The sequence below is a fragment of the Cupriavidus pauculus genome (assembly GCF_022179805.1).
In the GTDB taxonomy this organism is placed as follows: domain Bacteria; phylum Pseudomonadota; class Gammaproteobacteria; order Burkholderiales; family Burkholderiaceae; genus Cupriavidus; species Cupriavidus pauculus_E.
In genome coordinates this window covers 467706-493143 of record NZ_BPUO01000004.1, presented here as the reverse complement: position 1 = coordinate 493143, position 25438 = coordinate 467706, and the positions used below count along the sequence as shown (strand labels likewise).

The 25438-nt window shown below is 68.0% G+C and carries 24 protein-coding genes and 1 pseudogene; 12 read left to right on the top strand and 13 right to left on the bottom strand.

Translation table 11 applies throughout. The features are described from left to right. Positions 1 to 58: 58 nt before the first annotated feature. From MFF62_RS10920 to MFF62_RS10905, 4 genes are all read right to left on the bottom strand, one after another. Positions 59 to 1366 (bottom strand): ATP-binding protein, encoded by a 1308-nt coding sequence (locus MFF62_RS10920; RefSeq protein WP_238262990.1) that lies wholly within the window; start codon positions 1364 to 1366, stop codon positions 59 to 61. Then, positions 1366 to 2079 (bottom strand): response regulator, encoded by a 714-nt coding sequence (locus MFF62_RS10915; RefSeq protein ID WP_238262989.1) that lies wholly within the window; start codon positions 2077 to 2079, stop codon positions 1366 to 1368. The genes MFF62_RS10920 and MFF62_RS10915 overlap by 1 nt, the downstream gene beginning before the upstream one ends. A 42-nt stretch (positions 2080 to 2121) precedes the next feature. Beyond that, a complete protein-coding gene (locus MFF62_RS10910) occupies positions 2122 to 2421 on the bottom strand; it encodes an EF-hand domain-containing protein (RefSeq protein WP_238262988.1) in 300 nt (99 codons plus the stop codon). Between the two features lie 78 nt (positions 2422 to 2499). Next, on the bottom strand, positions 2500 to 3459 hold the full coding sequence (locus MFF62_RS10905; RefSeq protein ID WP_238262987.1) for a hypothetical protein: 960 nt from the start codon (positions 3457 to 3459) through the stop codon (positions 2500 to 2502). Between the two features lie 233 nt (positions 3460 to 3692). Between MFF62_RS10905 and MFF62_RS10900 the strand changes: the two genes are divergently transcribed. The 10 genes and pseudogenes from MFF62_RS10900 to MFF62_RS10855 form a co-directional block, all read left to right on the top strand. Next, positions 3693 to 4604, top strand: coding sequence for a LysR family transcriptional regulator (locus MFF62_RS10900; RefSeq protein ID WP_238262986.1), 912 nt, complete (start codon positions 3693 to 3695; stop codon positions 4602 to 4604). A gap of 135 nt (positions 4605 to 4739) precedes the next feature. Further along, complete coding sequence (gene mdcA, locus MFF62_RS10895; RefSeq protein ID WP_238262985.1) at positions 4740 to 6398, top strand: malonate decarboxylase subunit alpha; 1659 nt, start codon at positions 4740 to 4742, stop codon at positions 6396 to 6398. Further along, the gene (locus MFF62_RS10890) at positions 6398 to 7303 is read left to right on the top strand and encodes a triphosphoribosyl-dephospho-CoA synthase (RefSeq protein WP_238262984.1); all 906 of its coding nucleotides are present in this window, start codon (positions 6398 to 6400) and stop codon (positions 7301 to 7303) included. Before mdcA ends, MFF62_RS10890 begins: the two co-directional genes overlap by 1 nt. Next, positions 7303 to 7611 carry a malonate decarboxylase subunit delta gene (locus MFF62_RS10885; RefSeq protein ID WP_238262982.1) on the top strand — a complete coding sequence of 103 codons (309 nt, stop codon included), beginning with the start codon at positions 7303 to 7305 and terminating at the stop codon, positions 7609 to 7611. Before MFF62_RS10890 ends, MFF62_RS10885 begins: the two co-directional genes overlap by 1 nt. Next, positions 7608 to 8462 carry a biotin-independent malonate decarboxylase subunit beta gene (locus tag MFF62_RS10880; RefSeq protein WP_238262980.1) on the top strand — a complete coding sequence of 285 codons (855 nt, stop codon included), beginning with the start codon at positions 7608 to 7610 and terminating at the stop codon, positions 8460 to 8462. Before MFF62_RS10885 ends, MFF62_RS10880 begins: the two co-directional genes overlap by 4 nt. After that, a complete protein-coding gene (gene mdcE, locus MFF62_RS10875; protein ID WP_238262978.1) occupies positions 8459 to 9289 on the top strand; it encodes a biotin-independent malonate decarboxylase subunit gamma in 831 nt (276 codons plus the stop codon). The genes MFF62_RS10880 and mdcE overlap by 4 nt, the downstream gene beginning before the upstream one ends. A 1-nt stretch (position 9290) precedes the next feature. Beyond that, complete coding sequence (locus MFF62_RS10870; RefSeq protein WP_238262976.1) at positions 9291 to 9929, top strand: malonate decarboxylase holo-ACP synthase; 639 nt, start codon at positions 9291 to 9293, stop codon at positions 9927 to 9929. Continuing rightward, positions 9914 to 10837 (top strand): malonate decarboxylase subunit epsilon, encoded by a 924-nt coding sequence (mdcH, locus tag MFF62_RS10865; protein WP_238262974.1) that lies wholly within the window; start codon positions 9914 to 9916, stop codon positions 10835 to 10837. The genes MFF62_RS10870 and mdcH overlap by 16 nt, the downstream gene beginning before the upstream one ends. Before the next feature lie 133 nt (positions 10838 to 10970). Beyond that, positions 10971 to 12128: an IS4 family transposase gene (locus tag MFF62_RS10860; protein WP_238262972.1), complete on the top strand. Its 1158-nt coding sequence runs from the start codon at positions 10971 to 10973 to the stop codon at positions 12126 to 12128. 12 nt (positions 12129 to 12140) lie between these two features. After that, positions 12141 to 12344, top strand: a pseudogene (locus MFF62_RS10855) (IS4 family transposase); the annotation flags it as partial. A 62-nt stretch (positions 12345 to 12406) separates the two neighbouring features. Here the strand turns inward: MFF62_RS10855 and MFF62_RS10850 are convergent. Further along, the gene (locus MFF62_RS10850) at positions 12407 to 13291 is read right to left on the bottom strand and encodes a LysR family transcriptional regulator (protein ID WP_238262970.1); all 885 of its coding nucleotides are present in this window, start codon (positions 13289 to 13291) and stop codon (positions 12407 to 12409) included. 126 nt (positions 13292 to 13417) lie between these two features. Between MFF62_RS10850 and MFF62_RS10845 the strand changes: the two genes are divergently transcribed. Together MFF62_RS10845 and MFF62_RS10840 are read left to right on the top strand one after the other, a co-directional pair. Then, positions 13418 to 14536, top strand: a complete 1119-nt coding sequence (locus MFF62_RS10845) for a TauD/TfdA family dioxygenase (RefSeq protein ID WP_238262968.1) — start codon at positions 13418 to 13420, stop codon at positions 14534 to 14536. Between the two features lie 98 nt (positions 14537 to 14634). Further along, positions 14635 to 15588, top strand: coding sequence for a tripartite tricarboxylate transporter substrate binding protein (locus MFF62_RS10840; protein WP_238262967.1), 954 nt, complete (start codon positions 14635 to 14637; stop codon positions 15586 to 15588). Positions 15589 to 15609: 21 nt separating this feature from the next. On the opposite strand, the gene MFF62_RS10835 is transcribed toward MFF62_RS10840, so the two are convergent. The 8 genes from MFF62_RS10835 to MFF62_RS10800 form a co-directional block, all read right to left on the bottom strand. Further along, positions 15610 to 16416 (bottom strand): IclR family transcriptional regulator, encoded by an 807-nt coding sequence (locus MFF62_RS10835; RefSeq protein WP_238262965.1) that lies wholly within the window; start codon positions 16414 to 16416, stop codon positions 15610 to 15612. A gap of 4 nt (positions 16417 to 16420) precedes the next feature. Beyond that, entirely contained in the window at positions 16421 to 17344 is a 924-nt protein-coding gene (locus MFF62_RS10830; RefSeq protein ID WP_238262962.1) for an alpha/beta fold hydrolase, read from the bottom strand. Between the two features lie 37 nt (positions 17345 to 17381). Then, on the bottom strand, positions 17382 to 19508 hold the full coding sequence (locus MFF62_RS10825; protein ID WP_238262960.1) for an acetate--CoA ligase family protein: 2127 nt from the start codon (positions 19506 to 19508) through the stop codon (positions 17382 to 17384). 5 nt (positions 19509 to 19513) lie between these two features. Then, positions 19514 to 20311: an enoyl-CoA hydratase/isomerase family protein gene (locus MFF62_RS10820; protein ID WP_238262959.1), complete on the bottom strand. Its 798-nt coding sequence runs from the start codon at positions 20309 to 20311 to the stop codon at positions 19514 to 19516. 40 nt (positions 20312 to 20351) lie between these two features. After that, on the bottom strand, positions 20352 to 21347 hold the full coding sequence (locus MFF62_RS10815; RefSeq protein ID WP_404990728.1) for a tripartite tricarboxylate transporter substrate binding protein: 996 nt from the start codon (positions 21345 to 21347) through the stop codon (positions 20352 to 20354). 138 nt (positions 21348 to 21485) lie between these two features. Further along, positions 21486 to 22961, bottom strand: a complete 1476-nt coding sequence (locus MFF62_RS10810) for an amidase (protein ID WP_238263111.1) — start codon at positions 22959 to 22961, stop codon at positions 21486 to 21488. A gap of 97 nt (positions 22962 to 23058) precedes the next feature. After that, the gene (locus MFF62_RS10805; RefSeq protein ID WP_404990727.1) at positions 23059 to 24051 is read right to left on the bottom strand and encodes a Bug family tripartite tricarboxylate transporter substrate binding protein; all 993 of its coding nucleotides are present in this window, start codon (positions 24049 to 24051) and stop codon (positions 23059 to 23061) included. 54 nt (positions 24052 to 24105) lie between these two features. Beyond that, the gene (locus MFF62_RS10800; RefSeq protein WP_238262957.1) at positions 24106 to 25434 is read right to left on the bottom strand and encodes a D-serine ammonia-lyase; all 1329 of its coding nucleotides are present in this window, start codon (positions 25432 to 25434) and stop codon (positions 24106 to 24108) included. Positions 25435 to 25438 lie beyond the last annotated feature (4 nt).

Here is a 25438-nt window from a genome sequence, read left to right as displayed (position 1 = left end):
GACCCAGTATTGGTCGACGGCCCTGCAACAAGCCAGGCAGGAACTATTTCATTCCATGTCACGCGGGCAGCGACACCACCACTTCCAGCCCGCCGCCGTCGCGCTCGCGAAACGACAGCATGCCGCCGTGCAGCCGCGCGATGCGGTCGACGATGGCCAGCCCCAGGCCCGTGCCGCCTTCCCCGCGCGTGTTGCTGCCACGGCTGAATGGCGCACGCAGCTTTTCGAGTTCGGCCACGCCGATGCCGGTGCCGCGATCACAGATCGCCACGTGCGCATGCCCATCGGCCTGCCAGGTGCGCACGAAGAGCCCCGTCTTGCCGTATTTGATGGCGTTCTGCATCAGGTTCATCAACATGCGCAGCATGCTCGTGGGCCGGTACACCACCGGGTGCAACGGCCCCAGGTCCAGTTCGAACTCATGCCCCAGGCCCGCGAAATCGGCGGCAAGCTGGCTGACCAGCGCGTTGAGATCGCCGGGCTGCGGCGCCTCTTTCTCGCCACTGCCCGCGTAGTCCATGAACTGCTGCAGGATCATGTCGATGTGATCGAGATAGCCCTCCACCGAGGCCACGAATGCGTCATCGGTGCCACGCGGCATGGTCATTGCCATGGCCAGGCGCAGCTTGGTCAGCGGCGTACGGATGTCGTGCGACACACCCGCCAGCATCAGCGCACGCGTCTTCTCTGCCTGCTGCAGCGCTTCGGTCATCTCGTTGAATGTGCGGCTCACCTCGGCGATCTCGGTCGGGCCGTTGGTCGGCAGCGGCTCGGGCATCTCGCCCGCGTGGATCTCGTTGGCGGCATGCGCCAGGTCCTGCAGCGGCCGGTTGATATGCCGCTGCAGCAGATAGCCCGTCAGCGCCGCCAGCAGGCCCAGCGCCGCGGACAGCGCGATGGCCGCCGTAATGCCGCTGGCCTGGGAATCGGCGGTCATCGGCAGCGCGATCCACGCCGGATGCCCTGCCGCGTGCACGCGGATCCAGAGCTTTTCCTCGTCGCCGCTGTCCTGCCAGCGCACGTCGGTATCGCGGGCCAGGTGTCGGTTCAGCGCACGCATGAAGACATCGCGCTGCCAGGTGCGGAACGGGTGCGCCACCTCGGCGCCAGGCGGATCGTCGGCCGGCGGTTCGGTCTGGCCGCCGATGCGGGCCAGCGCCGCCTTGCCCTCGTCGGGCGGCATGGCGTTGAGCGCGCGATCCATCATGCCGATGTACTGCGAGAACACCGTGGCCGCACGCTCCACGCGCGGACGCTGCACGTAGTGCAGCAGCACGAACAGCGAGCACGCCTGGGTCAGGAACACCAGGATCACCAGCAGCACGATATTGCGTGCCAGCAATGAGCGCGGCAGCAGGCTGCGCATCACGCGTCCACGCCCGCCACCAGCATGTAGCCCACGCCCCAGACGGTCTTGATGAAGCGCGGCTTGGAAGGGTCTTCCTCGACGATCTGGCGCAGCCGCAGGATCTGCACGTCGATGCTGCGGTCCAGCGCGTCATGGTCGCGGCCACGCGCACGCGCCAGCAGGTTCTCGCGGCTCACCGCCCGGTTCGGCGACGACCCCAACGCGTGCAGCAGCAGCATCTGCGCGGAATGCACCTCAACGGGCTCGCCGCCCCGCGTGAGCGCCTGCTTGCCCACATCGAAGCGGAATTCGCCAAAGCTCAGCGTCTGGCTGGTAACCGTGGGATCGCCCGACGCGATTTTCTGGCGCCGCAGCAATGCGCGGATGCGGGCCACCAGTTCGTCGGGCAGAAAGGGCTTGGCCAGGTAGTCGTCGGCACCGGTGTCCAGGCCCACCACGCGGTCGGCCGGATCACCCTTGGCCGTCAGCATCAGGATCGGCATGGTCTGCCCTTCGGCGCGCAGCCGGCGGCAGACCGTGAGCCCGTCCTCGGGCTCCATCATCAGGTCCAGCACCAGCAGGTCGTACGGCTCGCGCTGCAGGTAGCGGTTGAGCTGCTTGCCGTCGGCCACGGCGCGCACCTGGAAGCCATGGCCGGTCAGAAAGCGCTGCAGCATGTTGCGCAGCTCGGCTTCGTCGTCGAGCACGATGATGCGGTGTCCCTGCTCCATGCCGTGTCTCCGGTACTTTTTCCTGTTCTTTTTCTTGACCCATCAACGCGACCGCATGCGCTGCGCCATGAAGGCTTCGATCTGCGGCAGCGTCAGGTAGCCCACATGGTGCGTATCGATCTCGTCGAAATGCTTCGCCACCATCGGCATGCCCGCCTGCGCCTGCGCCCGCGTCAGCTTGCCGTCACGCGTGGTGTTGGCATTGGCAAAACGCGTCTGGAGCTGCGAGAGCACCTGCTCGGTCCGCTCCATCTTGTTTTCACCGCCGCCACCGGGCATCCCCTGGGCCATGGCACCTGCCGAAACAATACACAAGATCACTACTGCCATCATCTTCTTCATGGTGAAACTCCGTTGGTTTGCCGGCGCCGGCTTATCCGGCGGTCTCGGCGGGGTTGAGAATTCGTCAGATCCAGCCGCTCAAGCGTAGTGAGCAGGCACCCATACATGGCCCACCCAGTGGCCCGGCACCAGCACGGCCACCCGGGCCGGCGCCACGTACACCGGACGCGGTGCGGTCACCACCACGGTGGGCAGCGGTGCCACGCGAACCGGCGGGGGCGGTGCGATCACCACGGGGGCCGGCACGACCACCGGCGGGGGCGGCGGCGGCATCACGGCCGGCGCGGGGGCCACCACGGCGACGGGCGGGGGCGGCGGCACATAGACCGGCACCGGGGCCACGATGGCTACCGGCGGGGGCGGCGGCACGTACACCGGGGCGGCACCCACAACCACCGTGGTGCCGGTGCTGACCGTTGCGCCCGCGCTGACGGTGGCGCCGTGGTAGACGGTGCTGCCGCTGCCGGTGGTCACCACGCCCGGGGCCACGCGGGTGGCGCTGCCGGAGTGCGTGACGCTGCCGCCATAGCTGTTGTTCACGGTGCCGGAGCGGTCGCAGGTGTTGCCGGCGCAGTTCGTCGATGCCGAGTGGCCGTAGCTGTTGCCATTGCCGCCGGTCACCGTACCCGACGAGCTGTACTGGCCGACGCCGTTACGCGTCACGCTGCCGTTGGTGGTGGCCGAGTGGCCGTTCGATCCGGTCATGTCGCCGGTGTGGTCGCAGGTGCCGCCCGCGCAGCTGGTGCTGCCGTCGTGCTGTACCGAACGACCGTTCGGTCCCACCGCCGTGCCCGAATTCGAGAACTGGCCCGGTGCATTGCGCGTCACGGTGCCGGTGTTGGTAGCCGCGCCGCCCCAGGGGCCCACCGCGCCACCGGCATGCGAGCAGCTTCCGCCGCCGCACGACATCGCATGGCCGCCGCTGAACTCGCCACGCGGCGTGTAGGCGTTGAAATGGCCACCGCTCCAGGCAAAGACGGGCGCATTGGCAAGCATGAGCAGCGCTCCGGCTGCGACGATCAGGGTGCGACGGGCCATGGTGGAAGTCCTCTCGGTTCTGGTTCGTTTTGACGCGTGCATCGCGTCGACGGGCTGAACTCTAGGATGCGAACCGGCGCCTGTCGCCCCGCAATTCATGTCGGGATATGTCATGCCGGGCTGGTGACATCGGGCGACATATTTGCGCGGCACCGGGCCGGCCCAAATGGCGTGGCCGCCGCTGGTGTGCGATGATCGGGGCCTGTCCGCACACCGCCCCGATCCTTTCTCCCATGCCCGAACGCATCAGCGAAGACATCACGTTCCGCAAGCTCGAAGCGCTGCTCGCGTTCATGGAAACCGGCAACCTGGCCAAGGCCGCCGAGACGCTAGAAGTCAGCACGGTGAGCGTGCACCGGGCCCTGCATTCGCTGGAAGAAGGGCTGCGCTGCGCGCTGTTCCGCCACGAGGGGCGCAACCTGCTGCCCACCGAGGCGGCCCACGTGCTGGCCGACGTGGCGCGCGACGTGCTCAAGACCATGGCCGACGGCGTGCGCATCACGCGCGAGGCCGCCGGCTATTCGGCCGACCAGCTCAAGATCGGCTCGCTGTATTCGCTGACCATCCGCACCGTGCCGCAGGTGGTGATCGGCATCAAGATGCGCCGCCCCGAGCTGCAGACCGAACTGGTGCTGGGCTCCAACGCCGACCTGCTGGACAAGCTGCGCCATGGCACCATCGACGCCACGCTGATGGGCCTGCCCGAACCGGGCCCGGAGATCGAGTCGATTCCGATGTTCGAGGACGACATCTTCTTTGCCACGCCGGCCGATTCGCACTACGCCAAGCTGGACGCCGTGGACCTGCGCCAGTGCCGCGACGAGCCGTTTGTGTCGCTGGGCGATGGTTTCGTGACGTCCAGCGGCTTTGCCGAGGCGTTCCGGATTGCCGACTTCACGCCCAATGTGGTGATGAAGGTGGGCGACATCTTCTCGCTGATGAACCTCGTGGGCGGCGGCATCGGCTACTCGCTGCTGCCGGGCCGCGTGCGCGACGTGTTCGCGCGCAACGTGGCCTTCGTGCCGCTGACCGCCGACTACGGCATGAAGCAGACCATCGGACTCAGCTTCCTGCGGCGCCGCGAGCGCGACCCCAACCTGCTGGCGCTGGCGGCGGTCTGCCGCATGCTGACCCAGAAGTGCTGATGCCGAAGCGCTGAGGCGCTGAAACGCCAACGCCACTTTTACGCCCAGCGTAACGTTCCGCCGTCCAGCTTGATTGTTTGCCGGGGTTGCTGTCGCCTATCGTTCTGGTAACGACCGCAGCACACCGGAGACGTCATGCTGAACCCGATACCGGAACGACAGTGGGATACGCGCCGCACCGAGAAGCGGCGCCGCCAGGGCCTTGGGGCGCGCATCGCCACCGGCAAGGTCGTACCCACCGACGACATCGTCCGCTTCCTCGAAACGATCACCGCGCCGGGCGACCGCGTGGTGCTGGAAGGCAATAACCAGAAGCAGGCCGATTTCCTGTCTCGCGCGCTGGCCGACGCCGACCCGTCGCGCCTGCACGACCTGCACATGATCATCCCGAGCGTGAGCCGGGTGGAACATCTGGACCTGTTCGAGCGCGGCATTGCCCGCAAGCTCGACTTTGCCTATGCCGGCGCCCAGAGCGTGCGGATATCCCAGTTCCTGGAAGACGGCCTGCTCGAAGTGGGCGCCATCCACACCTATATCGAGCTGTATTCGCGACTCTATGTCGACCTGACGCCGAACATCGTGCTGACCGCCGGCTACAAGGCCGACCGCCAGGGCAACCTCTACACGGGCCCGAGCACCGAGGATTCACCGGCGCTGGTGGAAGCAGCCGCGTTCCGCGACGGTATCGTGATTGCCCAGGTCAACGAGATCGTCGACGACCCGGCCGACCTGCCCCGCGTGGACATTCCGGGCTCCTGGATCGACTACGTGGTGCAGTCCGACAAGCCGTTCTTCTGCGAGCCGCTGTTCACGCGCGATCCGCGTCTGATCAAGCCCGTGCACATCCTGATGGCGATGATGGCCATCCGCGGCATCTACGAGCGCCACAACGTCCAGTCGCTGAACCACGGTATCGGCTTCAACACCGCTGCCATCGAACTGATCCTGCCCACCTACGGCGAGCAACTGGGCCTGAAGGGCAAGATCTGCAAGTACTGGACGCTGAACCCGCATCCCACGCTGATCCCGGCCATCGAGTCTGGCTGGGTGGAAAGCGTGCACAGCTTTGGCAGCGAACTGGGCATGGAAGACTACGTGGCCGCGCGGCCCGATGTGTTCTTCACCGGCGCCGATGGCAGCATGCGGTCCAACCGCGCGTTCTGCCAGCTCGCCGGCCAGTACGCGGTGGACCTGTTTATCGGCTCGACGCTGCAGATCGACGGCGACGGCCATTCGTCGACGGTCACGCGCGGCCGCCTGTCCGGCTTTGGCGGCGCGCCGAACATGGGCCACAACCCGGGCGGCCGCCGGCACGCCACGCCGGCCTGGCTGGACCTGATCGAGACCGACGACCCACTAGCGCGTGGCCGCAAGCTCGTGGTGCAGATGGTGGAAACATTCCAGGCCGGCGGCAAGCCGACCTTCGTGGAATCGATGGACGCCGTGCAGGTGGCCAAGGACAGCGGCATGCCGCTGGCACCCGTGATGATCTACGGCGACGACGTGACCCACGTGCTGACCGAGGAAGGCATCGCCTATCTCTACAAGGCACGCTCGCTGGAGGAACGGCGCCGCATGATCGCCGCCGTGGCCGGCGTCACGCCGATCGGCATGCGGCACGACCCCGCCACCACGCGCCAGATGCGCAGCGACGGCCTGATCGCATTGCCCGAGGACCTTGGCGTGCATCGTGCCCAGGCGTCGCGCTCGCTGCTGGCCGCACGCAGCATGGCCGACCTGGTGGAATGGTCGGGCGGGCTCTATAACCCGCCGGCACGCTTCAGGAGCTGGTAATGGCCGCGCTCGCATCGCTGGCCCGCCGCGACATCCGGCCGCCGCACGTCTCCAGCGTCTTTGCCGACGAATTTGCCGAAACCATCGGCGACCTGGCCGTGGCCGTGCTGGTGGACGAAGCCACGCTGTCACCGAAGCCCGGCCTGGTCGATGCACGCGGCAACGGCGCGCACGCCGACATGTCGCTGTCGCTGATGATTGCCTCCGCGCACAGCCTGCACGACGGTTTTGTAGAAATGGCGCGCGCCGGACAGCAGGCGCGGCGCATCGACGTGGCGCTGCGCGAGCGTCTGGGGGCACTCGGCCGCGATGCGGAAGCCACCATGCTGCGCGCCACCGGCGGCATCAACACACATCGCGGTGCCATCTGGGCGCTGGGCCTGCTGGCCGGTGCCGCCGGCTGGCTTGGCAACACGCGCAACGTGAATGCCGTGGCGCGGATGGCTGCCGTGATTGCCCGGCTGCCCGACCGCCATCGTCCGCTGCATACCGGCAACAAGGGCGAACTGGCACGCGCCGCGTACGGCGTGGGCGGTGCGCGCGAACAGGCGGAGGCCGGCTTTCCGCACGTGCTCGATATCGGCCTGCCCGCGCTGCGCGAGGCGCGCGGCCGGGGCGATGCCGAGCCCACCGCACAGGTCAACGCGCTGCTGGCCATCATGGCGCGGCTCGACGATACCTGCGTGCTGGCGCGCGCGGGCCGCACAGGGCTGGCCGATGTGCAGGCCGGCGCCGAGGCCGTGCTCGACGCGGGCGGTATCGGCACCCTGGCCGGACGCCGCCGCCTGCACGATCTGGAAGCCACGATGCAGGCACGTCACGCATCGCCGGGCGGCAGCGCCGACCTGCTGGCCGCCACCCTATTCCTTGACCGGCTGTGCGCCGTGCAATCTGGAGAAGACTGATGGAACAGCTCCGTTTTGAATATGCCGCCGGCCAGCCGGCCCCGCGCCGCGTGCTGGTGGGCGTGGTGGGCTCCGGCGACCTCGAAGTGATCATCGAACCCGGCGAGGAAGGCAAGACGCTGGTCGACGTCACCACATCCGTCAACGGCTATTCCCGTGTCTGGGATGCGCAGCTCACCCGCGTGTTCAGCGCCGAGCCGCGCGCCGCGATGAAGATCCGCATCCACGACTTCGGCGCCACGCCCGGCGTGGTCGGCATGCGCCTGGCCGAAGCATTCGAGGCACTCGACAGCAAGGAGCCGACATGACCCGCGCCACGCTGATCTCACGCGAAAGCTTTGTCGAACTGGGCGCCCGCGAACGTGCACGCGCACTGCTTGACGCCGGCACGTTCCGCGAACTGGCTGGCCCCTTCGACGGCCTGACCTCGCCGTGGCTGGAGCGCCAGGGCGTGGTGCCGCAGGGCGACGACGGCGTGATCGTCGCCAAGGGCAAGATCGACGGCCTGCCGGCCGTGGTGATGGCCATCGAGGGCGCCTTCCAGGGCGGTAGCCTGGGCGAAGTGGGCGGCGCCAAGATCGCCGGCGCGCTGGAACTGGCCGCCGACGACAACCGCAAGGGCGTGCCCACGCGCGCGGTGATCCTGTTCGAAACCGGCGGCGTGCGCCTGCAGGAAGCCAACCTGGGGCTGGCCGCGATTGCCGAGATCCATGCCGGCATCGTCGACCTGCGCCGCTACCAGCCCGTGATCGGCGTCATCGCTGGCCAGGTGGGATGCTTCGGCGGCATGTCGATTGCCGCTGGGCTGTGCAGCGCGCTGGTGGTCACGCGTGAAGCGCGCCTCGGGCTCAATGGCCCGGCCGTGATCGAACAGGAAGCCGGCGTCGGCGAATACGATTCGCGCGACCGTCCGTTCATCTGGGGCCTGACCGGCGGCGAGCAGCGCTACGTCACCGGGCTGGCCGACCGCTACGTCGAGGACGACGCTGCCGAGATTCGCGACGTAGTGGCCGAGCTTGTGGCGGAGCCGGTGGACAACACCACGCGCACCGAACAGTACGAAGACTATCTGCGCCGCATGGCGGACTACACCGCCGGGGACGCCATCCACCAGCCCGATCCGGCTACGGTCCGCCGTCTCTATGGAGAACGACAATGAGCGACATCCGCGCACAACAGCCAGCATCCGGCCGCGGCACAAGCTGGCTCGATGCCCTGAGCGGCAACGCACCACGGCTGCCCGGCTATCCGGCATCGGTGCAGGTGGCCGATATCGAAATGGCGGGCCGCGCCGCTCGGCTGATCGCCGTGGTGCCCGACGCCGCCAGCCCGTTTCCACGCGCCCGCCAAGGCGAGACCGGGCTGCTCGAAGGCTGGTCGCTGGCGCGTGCCGTGCATGAGGCCGTAGCCGCCGACCGCGACCTGCCGGTCAAGCGCGCCATCATCGCCATCGTCGACACGCCCAGCCAGGCGTACGGTCGCCGCGAGGAAGCATTCGGCATCCACCAGGCACTGGCCAGTGCTGCCGCCGCTTACGCCACGGCGCGGCTGGAAGGGCATCCGGTGATCGCACTGCTGGTTGGCAAGGCCATGTCGGGCGCGTTCCTGGCCCACGGTTACCAGGCCAACCGCATCCTGGCCCTGAAGGATCCCGGCGTGCAGGTCCATGCGATGGGCGAGGAAGCTGCCGCGCGCATCACGCTGCGCAGCGTGGAAGACCTGGAAGCGTTTGCGGCCACGGTGCCGCCGATGGCCTACGACCTCGACAACTACGCCACGCTGGGCCTGCTCTGGCGCACGGTCGCCGTGCAAGACGCCGCCGCGCCCACCGCCGCCGACCTGTCCACGGTCAACGGCCATCTGCAGGAAGCGCTGGCCGATATCGATGCCGATCCCAAACGTGACTTGCGCGGCCGCCTGCAAGGCGAAAACCGTGGCGCCACGCGCCGCGCGCGCGAGGTGCTTGCCAGCCAGTGGAAGGACTGACATGCACCCGCAGCCGCACGATCTGGTCTGGCTGCGCGATCCCGCCGCGCTGCTGGCGACCGGGAGCGTGCCGGACTGGGCCGATGCGGACTGGCTCGCACAGGCGCCGCTGGTAGTGCGCCGCGATCATGATGCGGCCGGCCGCGTGCCGGTGGGCATCCGGGGCCGCGAGCGCGCCCAGCGCCACGCCACGTGGATCGATGCCGGCCAGTGCGCCACGCTGGTCTCGCCGTTCGATATCGCACGCGAAGGGTTCTGGCGGCTGCATCCCCGGCGCGACGAGATACCCGCGCTACATGCACTGGACCCGATTGCCCGGCAGTTGGGCGCATTGCCCCATCGCTGGGGCGTGACCGGCGCGGTGGGTTTCACGCTGGCGTCGGGCATCGACGTGTTGCATGCCGGCAGCGACATCGACCTGCTGCTGGAAGCCGCCGAGCCGCTGGCGGCCCGAACGCTGGCCGCGCTGCAGTCGCTGATCGACACGGACGTGGTCCGCCTCGACATCCAGGTAGCCACGCCGCACGGCGCCTTTGCGCTACGCGAACGGCTGCGCACCCACGGCCGCGTGCTGCTGAAAACCAATACGGGTCCGGTGCTGTGCGACGACCCCTGGCAGCCCGTATGCCAACCCTGCTGACTTTTCCTGGCCAGGGCGCGCAGCGGCCCGGCATGCTCCACACATTGCCCGATCACCCGGCCGTCAGGCGCACGCTCGCCGAGGCCAGCGACGCGCTGGGCGCCGACATCATGGCGCACGACGACGCCGTGCACCTGGCTTCCACGGTATCGGTGCAGCTTTGCCTGCTGGTGGCCGGCGTGGCCAGCGCACGGGCCTTGCTTGCCGATGGCGCCATCGCGCACGCCGTGGCCGGGCTGTCGATTGGCGCGTATGCCGCCGCAGTGACGGCTGGTGTGCTGCCGTTTGCCGATGCGGTGCGTCTTGTGGCGCTGCGGGGCAGGCTGATGGAGACGGCCTATCCGTCCGGCTACGGCATGACGGCGATCCTGGGGATGGAGCAAGGCCCGCTGGAACGTATCGTCGCCGAGGTGAATCGGCCCGACATGCCGGTCTTTATCGCGAACTACAACGCCGAGAGCCAGCTCGTGATCGCGGGGTCGGATGCGGCGATGGCGCGCGTAGCCGATCTGGCGCTGGCCGCCGGCGCACGCACGGCGCAGCGCGTGGCGATTGCCGTGCCATCGCATTGCGCACTACTCGATGACGCCGCCGTCACCTTGCGCCGCGCCTTCGACGAAGTGAAATTCACGCGGCCGTCGCTGCGCTACTTCAGCGCCAGCGCGGCCCGCGAACTGCGCGACCCGGCCCGCATCGTCGACGACCTCGCGCGCAATATGGCTCTGCCCGTGCGCTGGCACGAAACGATGTTGCTGGCGCGTGCGTGCGAGATGCGGCTGGTGGTGGAAATGCCGCCTGGAAACGTGTTGACGCGCCTGTGTCAGCCATTATTTCCGCAGGCCGTGGCGCTGGCCGAGGTGCGGGCGGATAGTGTGAAGGTGTTGATGGGGCGGGAGACGGCGGAGTAAGCCGCTGGCAACAATCCTCTGCCCTTGTCTTGCTCCCCTCTCCCTCCGGGCTAAGGATTACCCACAAATCCGGTTGTAAACCTCGGCGGACGGTGTTAACTTCCGCGCATCCTGTTTATTTTGCGGCAGCGGGTTGGCAATCGAGGACGACACGACAGACTGGGCGAGCGAGGAATTTGCGCAAGCGAATTTCGGAGACGCTCGCCTGTCGTATCGCTTGATCGCGTTGGCGCGCCAACTAGCAGCCAGTCCCCACACCTCGCTGCCACAAGCACTTGCGCCCGCCGAACTGAAAGCGGCATACCGTTTCTTCGACAACGATCAGGTCGACACCGACGGGGTGCTGGCGCCGCATATCGCGCAGACACTGCATCGCATGGAACAACTGCCGGTGGTGCTGGCGATACAGGACACCACCGAATTCAATCTGACGCATCTGCACGCCACGCAAGGGCTTGGTTACTGCACCGGTGGCAATGAGCGCGGCTTCATGATGCACAGCTTGCTGGCGGTGAGCCCGGAGGGCTTGCCGCTCGGTGTGCTGGGCATGAAGACTTGGGCGCGTACGGAAGCGGCCAAGAGAAGTGCGGTGCAGCGCAAGTCCCGTCCGATTCACGAGAAGGAGAGCATCAAGTGGATCGAAGGCTTGGCACACCTGTCGGCATTGAAGTCGCGCTGTGCGCAGACCCGTCTGGTTGGTGTCGGCGATCGCGAAAGCGACGTCTACGAACTGTTTGCCGCCAAGCGGCCACAGGGAGTGGATTGGCTGGTGCGCGCGGCATGGAATCGCCGCGTTCGGGACCCACAGGACTATCTTTGGCAGACCGTGCTGAACACACCTACGGCTGGCCACACGGAGTTGTTGATTCCCGCCAGGGGTACGCGCACCCAGCGCACGGCACGGCTGACAGTGCGATACGCGCCCGTTCGCTTGCGGCCGCCCAAGCTACGGGCGAGCCAGTTACCCGAACTCGATGTCTTCGCCATTCACGTTATTAAGGAGCATGCTCCCGCCGGCATTGAGCCACTCGAGTGGATGCTGCTCAGCTCGGTGCCCACGCACTCGCCCGAGCAGGCCCTCGAGCGGCTGGCGTGGTATGCACGGCGCTGGACGATCGAGACATGGCACCGGGTAATCAAGAGCGGCTGCCGCATTGAAGCCCGCCAGTTTGGCACGCTCGAGCGTTTCGAGCGTGCCACGTCCCTGTTCGCCGTCATCGCCTGGCGCATCCTCTACACCACACTTCTTGCCCGCATCGATGGTGATTTGCCCTGCGAAGTTGTGCTCTAACCAGTCGAATGGCAGGCGCTGTATTGCCGCGTGCATCGCACCACCCGACTACCGGACCAAGTGCCGTCCCTGAACCAAGCGATGCGATGGATAGCCACCCTTGGCGGCTACCTAGATCGCCGCAACGATCCTCCGCCCGGCGCTACCGTCATCTGGCGAGGCTTCCTCGTCTTGCACGAAATCACAGAGATGTTCCGTATCTTTAATTCGGAATAGCCGGCCAAGCTTGTGGGTAAAGCTCAGCCCGGAGGGAGAGGGGAGAAAACCGGTAGCCGGGTTCACGTACTTCCCGCCTTCATCGTCACCTCCACAGCCTCCCTCAACGCCTGCAACAACCGGCTATCCTCGTCGGCCTTGCGCAGCACCAGCGACATCTGCAGCACCGGCGCATCGGGTCCCAAGCGAATGCGCCGCACCGGATATCGGTCCACCACCGTCGGATCCATCAACTGCACCACCGACACGCCCAACCCCGCGCTGACCATCGCCACGATGGCGGTCACGCTGTCAAACTCCATCGCACTGCGTTTGTCCGGCAACAGCCCATGCACATGACGCGCCGCCATCGCACCCGTCACCGTGGCTCGGTCGTAGCGAATCCAGTCGTGACGAGACAGCAGGTCGACAGCCGACTCATTGCGGCTGCCGCCGTCGGGCGGGGCGATCAGCATCAGTTCGCGCGTGGCCACGGGGTACCAGCGCAGGCTGGCCATGCGACCCGTTTCTGGCCGGGCCACCACGGCGGCGTCGAGTTGGCCGGCCTTCACCATTTCCATCAGCCCGGTACTGCGTCCGCGCACCGGCTTGACCGTCAGGCGCGGATAGCGGTCGCGCAGGTAGCGCAGCGTGCCGGGCAAGAGCACGGGCTGCATCGATTCGATCACGCCCAGCCGCACCGCGCCTTCCACGGCCACGCTGGTACGGCGGCGCAAGGCCGTCAGGTGCCGCAAGCCACCCTCCATCGACGCGGCCACCTCGCGCGCCAGCGCGTTGGGCCTGACCTGCAGCCCCGAGCGGTCGAACAGCGGCTGCCCCAGGTATTGCTCAAGCTGCTTCATCTGCATGCTGATCGCGCTCGGGGTCAGGTGCATGGTGGCGGCCGCCGCCGCGAACGAGCCTTCCTCGATCACGGCCGCCAGCGTGGCGAAGGTCTCCAGCTTCATCAGGAATCCTTATGAAGGACGTCAAACAACGTCACTTTTTCTTGGCACTGGCCGAGCATAGACTGGCTTCACGACGTCGCGCAAGGCTGCACAGCCCCCGCCCAACCCGATAACGAAGACATTCACATGCCCGCACAACGCCCCCAAGCCTGGCTTGCCGCCGATGCCCAGCGCGATACCTCGTGGATCCTGCGCCTGACCGCCGCCGAGGTGGCCAGCTTCGACCACGCGCTGGCCCATGCCCGCGCCCTTGGCAAACCGTTCCTCGACATGACCCGCGAAGACTTTCCGCTGGACGAAGGCGCCCGCCAGGCGCTGGACCGTGCCGTGGCGATGACGCAGGGCCGCTGGGGCATGTGCCTGGTAAAGGGCTTTCCGGTGGACCGCTGGTCCGAGGACGACACGCGGCTGGCCTACTGGGGCATGGGCCTGTACATGGGCGTGGCGCGCACCCAGAACCGTGCCAGCGATTTCATGAACGACGTGCGTGACGTTGGCGCGGCGTACAAGACCACCAACGGCCGCGGCTACAACACCAATGCCGGGTTAGATTTCCACACCGATTCCGGCGACATCGTGGGCCTAATCTGCCGCCGCGCGGCCAAGTCCGGCGGCGAAAGCAAGGTGGTCAGCTCGATCGCGCTGCGCGACGCCGTGGCGCAGCGCCGGCCCGACCTGATCCCGGTGCTGCAGCAGCCGTTCTATTACAGCTACCAGGGTGCGCAGGACCCGTCGCAGCCGCCCTACTATCCGCTGCCGATCCTGGGCAGCCATCCGTCCGCATTCGCGTTCCGCATCAACCGCAAGAACGTGGTGGCCGCGCAGCGTGACTTCGACGCTGTGCCGCGCCTGACGCAGGCGCAGACCGAGGCGCTGGACCTGCTCGACACGCTGCTGACCGATCCCGAACTCTGCTTCTCGATGCAGCTCGAACAGGGTGACATGCAGTTGCTGAACAACTACGTCGCCGTGCACTCACGCACCAATTTCGAGGACCACGAGGAATTCGACCGCAAGCGCCACCTGCTGCGCCTGTGGCTGGCGGTGCCCGGCTCGCAGCCGCTGCCCGACGACTGGGGCGTCTACTTCACCGATGTACGGGCCGGCGCCGTGCGCGGCGGCCTGCGCGGCAGCGCGCGTGGCGCGGCGTTCGATGCCTTCGAGCAGCGCCAGGCCAAGGCGATGAACATGCCGCTGAAGCCGTGGCCCGCAGCCACGCAGCACGCGGAGACCGCCAGCGCCTGACCTATGCATCACCGGCCGGCGCCCCCCGGCCGCGCATTCCCGCACGGCGCCCACTTGCATGAGGCGCCGGATTCATAAAGAGAAACGGAGACAACCCCATGCAACGACGCGACTTCCTGGCGCTGCTGTCCGCAGCGCTGGTGTTGCCCACCGATCTTCACGCCGCGCCCTCGGTGACCAAGATGCTCGTCGGCGCCACACCCGGCGGCGGCACCGACATCGTCGCCCGCTCGCTGGCGGCCGACCTGGAACAGCGCCTCAAGCATCCGTTCATCGTCGAGAACCGTGGCGGCGCGGCCGGCAACATTGCCGCCGTGGCCGTGGCCAAGGCCGAGCCCGATGGCGGCACGCTGCTGCTCAGCTACACCAGCCACGCCATCAATCCAGCCCTGTTCGAGAAGAAGGCGTTCGATCCGATCAAGGACTTCACGCCGATCTCGCTGATTGCCAGCTCGCCGTTGATCCTGGTGGCACGTCCGGGGCTGGAAGCAAACAACCTGCGCGAACTGATCGCGCTGGCCAAGGCCAAGCCCGGCAAGATCAGCCTGGCCGTGGCTGGCGTGGGCAGCGCCAATCATCTGGCCGGCGAAATGCTCAAGCACGAGGCTGGCATCGACATTGTCAGCGTGCCGTACAAGGGCGCCGGCCCGGCCGTGGCCGATGTGATGGGCAGCCAGGCCGACCTGCTGCTGGGCAACGTGGCCACCGTGCAGCCGCTGCTGCAGGCCGGCAAGATCAAGGGTCTGGGCGTGAGCAGCGCAAACCGGCTCGCGGCCTTTCCGAACCTGGCGCCGATTGCCGATGTGATTCCCCATTTCGACTACCGCTCGTGGTACGGCCTGTTCGGCCCGGCCGGCATGGCGCCGGAGACGGTCAAGGAGCTGGAAGCGGCGGCCGCTGCCGCCGTGGCATCGCCAGCCACGCGCAAGCGGCTGACCGGCGAAGGGCTCGATCCGGTGGGTAACAACGCGGCGCAATTCACGCAGTTCCTGCAGGCCGAGATCGCGCGCTGGGCCAAGGTGGTGTCGGTGACGCAAACCCGCCTGACCTGACGGCCGGCGACAACCAGCCAGCTACAGCGGCTCCGACTGAGCGGTTTCCACGGCGTGACGGATGTCGTCGGCCAGCCGCATCAGCCGGGGCGCCATGTCGCGCGTCACGTCCTTGACCGACGCGCGTGTGGACAGGCTGATGTTCAGCACGTGCACCGGATAGTGTTCGAGCGCCAGCGGCGTGGAGATGGCCACCACTTCGGGCTGCCACGCGGCGGCGCACCAGCCGTGCCGGCGCACATGCGCCACCGCCGTCTCGATCTCCTCACGCAATTCAGGCCAATGCGCGGAGCGCGCCGCGAAATCGGCCATGCGCGCCGCGAAGTCGGCTTCGGGCGCCAGCGCCAGCCAGGCGCGTCCCAGCGACGTCAGCGCCATCGGCACGCGCTGCCCCGCCACCACACTGCGCAGCGACGCCTTGCGGCCATGGCGGATCGATTCCAGATAGACCATTTCATCGCGGTCGGCCAGCGCCAGGCCCACGTTCAGGTATTCCGCCTGCGCCAGTTCGCGCATCATCGGCGCCGCCAGTTGCAGCACCGTGGACCCACTGCGCATGGCATGCGCCAGGCTCAGCACCGGCACGCCCAGCCGGTACGCGCGCAGCGCCGGATCGTATTGCAGGAATCCCGTATCGACCAGGCTCTGCGTGAGCCGGCTGACCGTGGAGCGCGCAAGTCCGGTGCGTTCGGCCAGTTCGCCGTTGCCAAGCACCTCTGACCCCGGGCGGAATGCGCGCAGGATCTCGATGCCGCGTTCGAGCGAACGATTGGCCAGCAAGTTGGCCGGGCGGCCACGCGCCCGTCGTTGTGCGTCGCTGGCGTCCACCGGCTCAGCCCGCTTCGCGCGCGACGTCCGCCAGCCATTCCAGCAGCAAGGCGTTGATGGCGTCGTGCGCCTCGTACTGGACCCAATGCCCGGCGCCGTCCACGACGGCACCTTGCCGATGCGGGCGGCCATCGACCAGCGTCGCCAGTACGGCGGACGGGTCGGCGGTGACATCGTCCTCGCCATACGCCACCAGGATCGGCCGGCGCGGTGTCTGCTGGAACCGGTCCAGCGCATTGGCCAGCCCGCCGGCGCGCGAAATCTGCTTGCTGCGGAAACGCGTGTGCCGGCACGACTCGGTATAGGCCAGCAACGCCAGCGCATCGATCCGGGCCGGGTCCGCAATCATGAACGCGGCCACGTTGTGGTGCATCGCCTGCGCCAGTGCGGCGGCATCGGTCGCACGACGCCAGTCCACCAGTTCGATGGTCTGGCGCCTGACGCCGCCATGCCCGCCCGGCCCCATCAGCGCGAGGCTACGCACGTTCGGCAAGGCACTGGCCAGGTACGACGACGCCAGGCCGCCAAACGAGAAGCCCACCAGGTCGACCGGCCCGTCGATGGGCAACTGCGCGAAGCCAGCCGCCACGGTGGCCACCAGCGTGGCCATCTCGCCGTCGGGCGGATCGTCCGACGCGCCATAGCCGGGCAGGTCCGGCACCCAGACCGTATGCCGCGCGGCCAGCGCCTCGATATTGCGCGCCCAGTGCAGCCAGCTACCGTGGCCGCCGTGCACCATCAGCAGGTGCGGTCCTTGGCCAAAGCGGCGCCAGACGATGCGGCAGCCGCCGGCATCGGTCACGTGGATGCGCGCCTGCTGCTCCAACTGATGGACGAACGCAGCAGCTTCACGCGCGCCTTGCTCGTCCGGGATGCCTTGCAGACCTGCTGCTGTCGATTCCGCTTCACTGGCGGCTGCTTCCTTCATCCTGCTTTTCTCCTCTGTGCTTCATGCCGTCATGCCGTCATGCGCCGATCACCGCCACGCCGTCCGCCGCGCGCACGCCCTGGCCGGCCGGCAGCACGAATACCGGGTTGATCTCGGCTTCCACCAGACGCGGCCCCAAAGCGGCCGCCATCCGCGAAAACGCCACGATAGCATCGACCAGCGCCTCAACGTCGGCTTTCGGCCGGCCGCGATAGCCATCGAGCAGCGGCCACGTCTTCAGTTCGCGCACCATCGACAGCGCCTCGGCGCGGCTCAGGCCGCCCGTGGGCAGCAGGCGCAGCGTGGTGTCCTGGAACAGTTCGGCCGTGACGCCGCCCATGCCCAGCAGGATCGCTGTGCCCAGCGCATCGCGATGGGTGCCCAAAATCAGCTCTGCGCCGCCGCCCACCATTTCCTGCACCAGGAACCGTTCGGGCGTCTCGCCGGTATGGCGTTGCACGTCGTCGCGCATGCGGGCCAGCCGTGCGCCGATATCCGCCGGTGCCACGTTGACGGCCACGCCGCCGACGTCGCTCTTGTGGGTGATCGACTCGGACAGGATCTTGAGCACCACACGCTCGCCCAGCGCACGCGCAGCCGCCTCGGCGCCTGCCGCATCGTGTACCACGGTCTCGCGCACGCCGGGCAGCCCAAAGCGCGCGAACAACTGCTTGGCCGCGTGTTCGTCGAGCGAGCCTGCCGGCACGTCACCCAGGTCGATGGCGGATGCTGCTTGCGCCGGCGCATCGCCCGAGCCGGTCGGAAGCTCGCCCGCCGCCAGCATCGCGGCAAACGCCACCGCACAGCTTTCGGGTGCCATGAAGGCCGGCACGCCGCGCTCGTTCAGCACGGCCGCCACCTGCGGCGCGTGCGGGCTCACGTAGGCCACCACGGGCTTGTCGCTCTCGGGCAGGCAATCGTTGATGGCATCGGCCATCAGGTCCGGCATGGCCAGGCCAGACGAACCTACGATGATCGTCACGGCGTCGTAGCTGGGGCTGGCCAGCAGCGCGCGAATCGCACCGCGCAGCAGGTCGGGTTGCAGGCCCGCCAGCGTGACGTCGATCGGATTGCGGTCGAGCGCCGCGTGGTCGCCCTTCTGCAGCGCGCGCAGCCGCTCGGCCGTCTGCGCGTCGGGTGCCGGCGTTTCGAAACCGGAGACGCCCAGGCTGTCGGACACCAGCGTGCCGGCGCCACCCGTGGAGGTCAGCACCGCGATGCGCTTGCCGTGCAGCACGCGGCCCGTGGCCAGCGCGGCCGGAATGTCGATCAGGTCCGAGAACGTCTGCGCGCGGATCACGCCAAGCTGGCGGAACAGCGCGTCGTACATGCGGTCGGCACCGGCCATGGCGCCGGTGTGCGACACCGCCGCGCGCGCACCGGCCTCGGAACGGCCGATCTTGAACGCCACCACCGGCTTGCCGGCGGCGGCGGCCTTCAACGCCGCCGCGCGGAAGCGCTCGACGTTGCGCACGCTTTCCACATAGAGCGCGATCACGCGCGTGGCCGGATCGTCGGCCAGGTAGTCGATGAAGTCGGCCAATTCCAGGTCGGCCTCATTGCTGGTCGACACCAGCTTCGACAACCCGATGCCACGCGCCGCCGCACGCGACAGCAGCGCGCCCAGGATGCCGCCGCTCTGCGACACCACGCCGATATTGCCTGCCGGAAAGTGGTCCATGGCCAGCGCACCGCTGGCCGACAACGGAATGTTGTCGGTCAGGTTCACCAGCCCGATCGTGTTCGGCCCCAGCAGCCGCATGCCGCCCGCCGCCTCGATCAGTTCGGCCTGGCGTCGTGCGCCCACGTCACCGGTCTCGGTATAGCCGCTGGCCAGCACGATAGCCGCGCCCGTACCGCGTGCGGCCAGTTCGCGCACGGCCTGGTGCGCGCGCTCTGCGCCCAGCAGTACGATGCCCACGTCGGGCACTTCGGGCAGCGAGCCGATATCGGGATAGCAGCGGATGCCGTCGATGGCATCGACCTTGGGATTGACCGGATAGATCGAGCCAGCAAAGCCGTGGCGCGTCAGGTACGACACCGGACGCCCGGCGGTCTTGTTCGGATCGGCCGACGCGCCGATCACGGCCACGCTGCGTGGCTTGACCAGACGCGCGATGGCGTCGGCGCGTGCATCGGCCTTGGTGGAAAGTTGTGCTGCCATGATGCTCAACCCTTGTTGGCGGTCTTGGCCAGGAAGGCCAGCACCGATTCACGATGTTCGCTGCTGGTGTAGCAGATGCCCTGCGCCTGGCTGCCCTGCCCGAACACCTGGTCGGCCGTTAGCTCGAACGTCTGGTTCAGGATCGACTTGCCCAGCGCCAGCGCCGTGGCCGAGCCGTGCGACATTTCCGCCGCCCACGCCACGGCCTCATCGACCAGCGCCTCGGGCGACGAGCTCAGCCGGTCGGCGATGCCCAGTTGCAGCGCCTCGTCGGCCTCGACCTTGCGGCCCCCGAAGATCAGCTGCTTGGCATTGGCCAGCCCCACGCGGCGCGGCAGGAAGTACATGCCGCCGCCATCGGGAATCAGGCCACGATGGATATACGACCACGTGAAGCTGGCCGCCGACGACGCGATCACCAGATCGCAGGCCATGGCCAGGTCCGCGCCCAGTCCGTTGGCGCCACCATTGACCGCCGCGATGACAGGCTTGGGCATGTTGTGCAGCAGCCCGACGGAATGGTGCACGCGCTGCTGGCGCGTCCAGCCGTTGAAGCCCACTTCGCCCGGGGGCGCGTCCATGCGGCGCTGCATGCCGGCCACGTCGCCGCCCGCGCAGAAGCCCTTGCCGCTGCCGGTCAGTACCAGCGCGCGGATGTTGCGGTCGGCCGTCACGCGCTCCAGTGCGTCGATCAGTTCGGTGCGCATGTCATCGCTGATGGCATTGCGCTTTTCGGGGCGGTTCAGGGTCAGCACGGCAATGCCGTCGCGCACGTCGAGCTGGATCAGGGTGTAGTCGTTCATATGCTTTGCTTATCGAATGGGGGGTGTGCGAGAGGGACGTTCAGTTCAGCGTGATGTGGGCGTCCTTGACGACCTTGCTCCAGCGCGCTTCCTCGCCGTGCACGTAGCGTCCGAATTCCTCGGGTGTGCCGGGGCTGACGATCAGCCCCTCGGCTTCCGCGCGCTTGCGGAACGCATCGGCGTTGACGGCCTTGCGCGCCGCCGCATTGAGCCGCGCCACCACGGCGGCCGGCGTGCCGGCGGGCGCGAACAGCCCGTACCAGCTTTCGGCCGCGTAGCCGGGCAGCCCGCTCTCGGCGATGGTCGGCACCTTTGCCAGGTCCGGGCTCGTGGATCGCTGCGATGCGGTCACGCCCAGCGCGCGCAGCTTGCCGGATTCCAGGAGGTTGCCCACCGCCGACGCGGTGGCGAACATCATGTCCACCTGACCGCCAAGCAGGTCGGTGATGGCGGGGCCGGCGCCCTTGTAGGGGATGTGGTTCAGGTCGACCTTGGCCAGGCTCTTGAATAGTTCACCGGCCAGGTGCGCCGACGTGCCCGGCCCCTGCGACGCAAACGAGATGGCGCCCGGCTTCAGCTTTGCCGCCGCGATCACATCCTTCACGGATTTGTAGGGGCTGTCGGCGCGCACCACCAGCACGTTGGGCGAGCGGCCCACCAGCACCACCGGCGTGAATGCTTTTGCGGTGTCGTACGGCAGCTTCGGCTGGAGGCTCGGGTTGACGGCATGTGCGAAGGTGGCCATCACCAGCGTGTAGCCATCGGGCGCGCTCTTGGCCACGTTGTCGGTGCCGATGATGGTGCCGCCGCCCGGCTTGTTGTCGATGACGACGGCCTGCCCCAGGTCTTGCGCCATGGGCACCCCCATCGCGCGAGCGATCAGGTCCGTGCCGCCTCCTGGCGAGAACGGCACGACGATGCGGATCGGCTTGTCGGGAAAGGCCGCCTGCGCCGGCGCGGCAATGCCAGCCAGCACGGCAAGGGGAAGGGTCAGCGCGGCGAGCCTGCGCGCCACGCGAAATGCAGCAGTTGCCAAGGTTGTCTCCTGTCTGTTTCGTATGACAGGAGGGTAGGCCGATGGCGGATCAAACGCAGCCGGTCAATTCCATGGGACGGAATTGGGCTTCGACTCTCCGGCGCCCCGTGGGAGCACCGGAGAGCACAGCGACGGCAATCAGACGGCCGACGCTTCCTTGCCTTGCTTGACCTTGGCGTCGAGCACGGCCGGTGCCGTCACGATCGAGGTCAGCGCCGGGTCGGCGGGCTTCAGGGCAGCCAGGTCGGGCAGCGGCCGGCGCAGTGCCGGGATGGCCGCGAACGCCTGTTCCATCGCGTGCGAGATGCCCAGCGTGCGATGGTCCTCACGAAAGCCGCCGACGATCTGCAGACCGAACGGCATGCCCGCATGGTCGCGGCCGCACGGCAGCGACAAAGCCGGATGCGTGGTCAGCGTGACCACGTAGGTTAGCGACAGCCAGCGGTAGTAGTTCTCCTGGCGCACGCCGTTGATCGATTCGGCGTAGAGCGAGGTCCACGGGAACGGCGACACCGGCGTGGTGGGCGACAGGATCACGTCATAGTCGCGGTAGAGCTGCTGGAAGCGCTGCAGGATGCGCGTCTGCTCGGCCTGGGCCCACGCGCTGTCCACCAGCGACATCCGCGCGCCCATCTCGTAGTTGGCGCGCGTGTTGGGCCCCAGCTTGGACGGATCGCGCTCGTAGGCGTCGCGCATGCCGGCCACGAAGCTCTCGGCACGCAGCACGTCGAAGCAACGGTGCGCGTCGCCCAGGTCGATGTCGATGGCATCGCAGCTACGGAACAGGTGGCGCATCGCGGCGATCTTCTCGCGGAAGGTGCGGCGGATGTCGTCGTCCACGTCGCAGCAGCCGAAGTCCTCGGTGTACGCCACGCGCAGGCTGCCCAGGTCCACCGGCATCGGCACCAGGAACGACATCGGGTCCAGCGGATAGGTCAGCGGATCGCCGGCCGACACGCCCGCCGACGCCGCCAGTTGCAGACAGGCATCGGCCACGGTGCGGCCCATCGGCCCCACCACCGAGATCGGCGTCCAGCCCAGCAGCTTGCGCGAACTCGGCACCACGCCGGGCGACGGACGGAAGCCCACCACGCCGCACTTGGCCGCCGGAATGCGCAGCGATCCGCCCGTGTCCGAGCCCGTGCAGACCGGCAGCAGGTCCGCTGCCAGCGCCGCGGCCGAGCCGCCCGACGATCCGCCGGCATTGAGGTTGGGATTGAACGGATTGCCAGTGGCGCCCCAGACATCGTTGCGCGAATTGGCGCCCGCACCCATCTCCGGAATATTGGTCTTGCCGGCCACGATGGCCCCGGCAGCACGCAGGCGCGCCACCAGCACATTGTCTTCGGCCGGCACGTTGTCGCGATACAGCGGCGAGCCATAGGTGGTCAGCAGGCCGGCCGTGGCCTCCAGATCCTTCACGCCCAGCGGCAGGCCGTGCAGCAGCCCCAGCGGCTGGCCGTCGAGCACCGCGCGTTCGGCAGCGCGCGCTTCGTCATGGGCGCGCTCGAAGCAGGTGGCGGTCACCGCGTTCAGGAACGGGTTGACCTGGCCGATCTGCGCGATGCACGCGTCCAGCAATTCGACCGGCGAGATTTCCTTGCTGCCGATCATGCGCCGCAACTCGGTGGCTGGCCGGGCCACCAGCGTCTTCTGTGCTTCGTTCACTTACGTCTCCTCCTTGATTCGATGGCGTCGCTCGACTTGCCGGTCAGTCGGCGGTGATGTTCGCACGTTGCGCCGTGGCGCGCATCAGCGGCAGTTCCTTGGTGATCTGCGCGGAGACGGCCGCGCCGTTGCCTTCGATGGGCTCGAAACCGGCCTTGACCAGCGCAGCGCGCGTGTCGGCGTCAGCCATCACCTCGGCCAGCGCTTTTTCCAGCTTCTGCTTCACGTCGGCCGGCAGGCCGCGCGGCGCCACCAGCGCCAGCCACGTATCGGCATCGATGCCCGGCACGCCGGCTTCGGCGGCGGTGGGCACGTCGGGCAGCAGCGACGAGCGCTTTGCCGTGGTCACGGCGATGGCCTTGACCTTGCCCGCCTTCACCTGCGGAATCGCGGCGGCCACGGTGTCGACCGTGAACGGAATCTGTCCGCCGATCAGGTCGGTCATGGCCGGGGCGCTGCCCTTGTACGGCACATGCAGCAGCTTCACGCCGGCCAGGTTGAACAGCATCTCGCCCGCGAACTGCGCGGTGGTGCCGCTGCCGAACGAGCCATAGGTGAGCTTGCCCGGCTGCGCCTTGGCGGCGGCCACGAGCTGCTTCAGGTTGCCAATCGGCTGGTCCTTGTTGGCCAGCAGGATCAGGCCGGTGCGGCCCGTGAACCCGATCGGCTCGAAGCTCTTGACCGGGTCGTACGGCAGCTTGGCGTGGATGGCCGGGTTGACCGTGAACGTCGTGCCCGAACTGGCCAGCAGCGTGTAGCCATCGGGCGCGGCCTTGGCCACGTAGCTTGCACCGACGATGGTGCCGGCACCGGGGCGGTTGTCGACCACCACGGTCTGGCCCAGCTTGTCGCCAAGCTTCTTGCCGACCAGGCGGCCGATCACGTCGGTGGCGCCGCCCGGCGGGAACGGAATCACGAGCTGGATCGGCTTGGACGGAAACGTGTCGGCATGGGCCAGCGTGGCGCCCATGGCCAGGCCGCACGCGGCGATGGCGGGGACGACGGTCGGGGCGAACTTGAAAAGCGATCGGATCATGGTGGGGCTCCGCAACAGTGCAATCGAATAGGATCGAATGAAAATCGGCCTGGATCAGGCTGCCAGCGCCGCGCCGCGTTCGGCAAAGCGCGCGTACTCCTCGGGCGGCACGAACAGGCCGCCAGTGGTCCATACCAGATGCGTGGCATCGGGCATCAGTGCTTCAAGCTTGTGCTGTTTCAGGTAGGCGCGGCCCGCGTCCGTGCCGAGCAGCATGCCCGGACCGCTGAATCCGGCGGCAGCCGACGGTTCGATGCGCATGCCTTCGGTTTCGCGCAGGCGATGCAGGTCGGCAAACAGCCTATCGTCGGGCACCGTGTAGACACCAGCCAGCAGCGGGCGCATGGCCTGCGCGGCCAGTTCCGACGCCTGCGGCACGGCCAGGCCATCGGCCTCGGTGCGGTTGGTCAGGCCCACGTCATAGACCGAGGCACCCGGTGCGAGCATTTCCACCAGGAAGCACGGCGACTGGGTGGGTTCCGCGAAGATCGGGTGCACGTGCGGACCATAAAGCTGGCGCAAGCCGAAAGCGATGCCGGCCGGCGCGCCGCCCACGCCGCAGGGCAGGTACACGAACAGCGGATGCGATGCATCGACACGCAAGCCCGCTGCCTCCAGTTGCGCCTGCAGGTGCAACGCGGCGGCGCTGTAGCCAAGCATCAGCGACAGCGACCGCTCGTCATCGACAAAGTAGCAGTACGGATCGGCATCGGCATTGCGCCGCCCGGCCGCCACGGCCGACGCGTAGTCGCCGGTGTGCTCCACCACCTCGACGCCGCGTGCACGCAGCCGCGCCTTCTTCCATTCCTTGGCGTCCGCCGACATATGCACGGCGGCGCGGAACCCCAGCGCCGAAGCCATCACGCCAATGCTAAGGCCCAGGTTGCCGGTGGAACCCACGGCCACCTGGTAGCGGCTGAACAGCGCGCGCGCCGGGGCTTCGGCCAGCACGCTGTAGTCGTCGTCGAGCGTGACCAGGCCATGTTCGAGCGCCAGCGACTCGGCGAACTCCAGCACTTCGTGGATGCCGCCGCGTGCCTTGATCGACCCGGCCACGGGCAGGCTGTGATCGGCCTTGATCCACAGCGAGCCCTGCGACGACGGGATCTCCAGGGCGCGCTGCATATCGGGCACTGCCACCAGCGCGGATTCGATGCGCCCCGCTTCGGCCTGCAGTTCCGGGAACAGTTGCGCCAGCAGCGGCGCGAAGCGCTGGAAGCGGGCCTGGGCGCCGCGCACATCAGCTAGACTAATGCCACGCCCTTCCACGACCGTGGCGACGGCGGCGTCTTCGGACCGCTGCGGATTGGCCCAGAACAGCGGGCGGGCGGTGCCGAGATCGCTTTGCTGTTGAGGCGACAACGGTAAGGTGACGGTCTGCATGGGC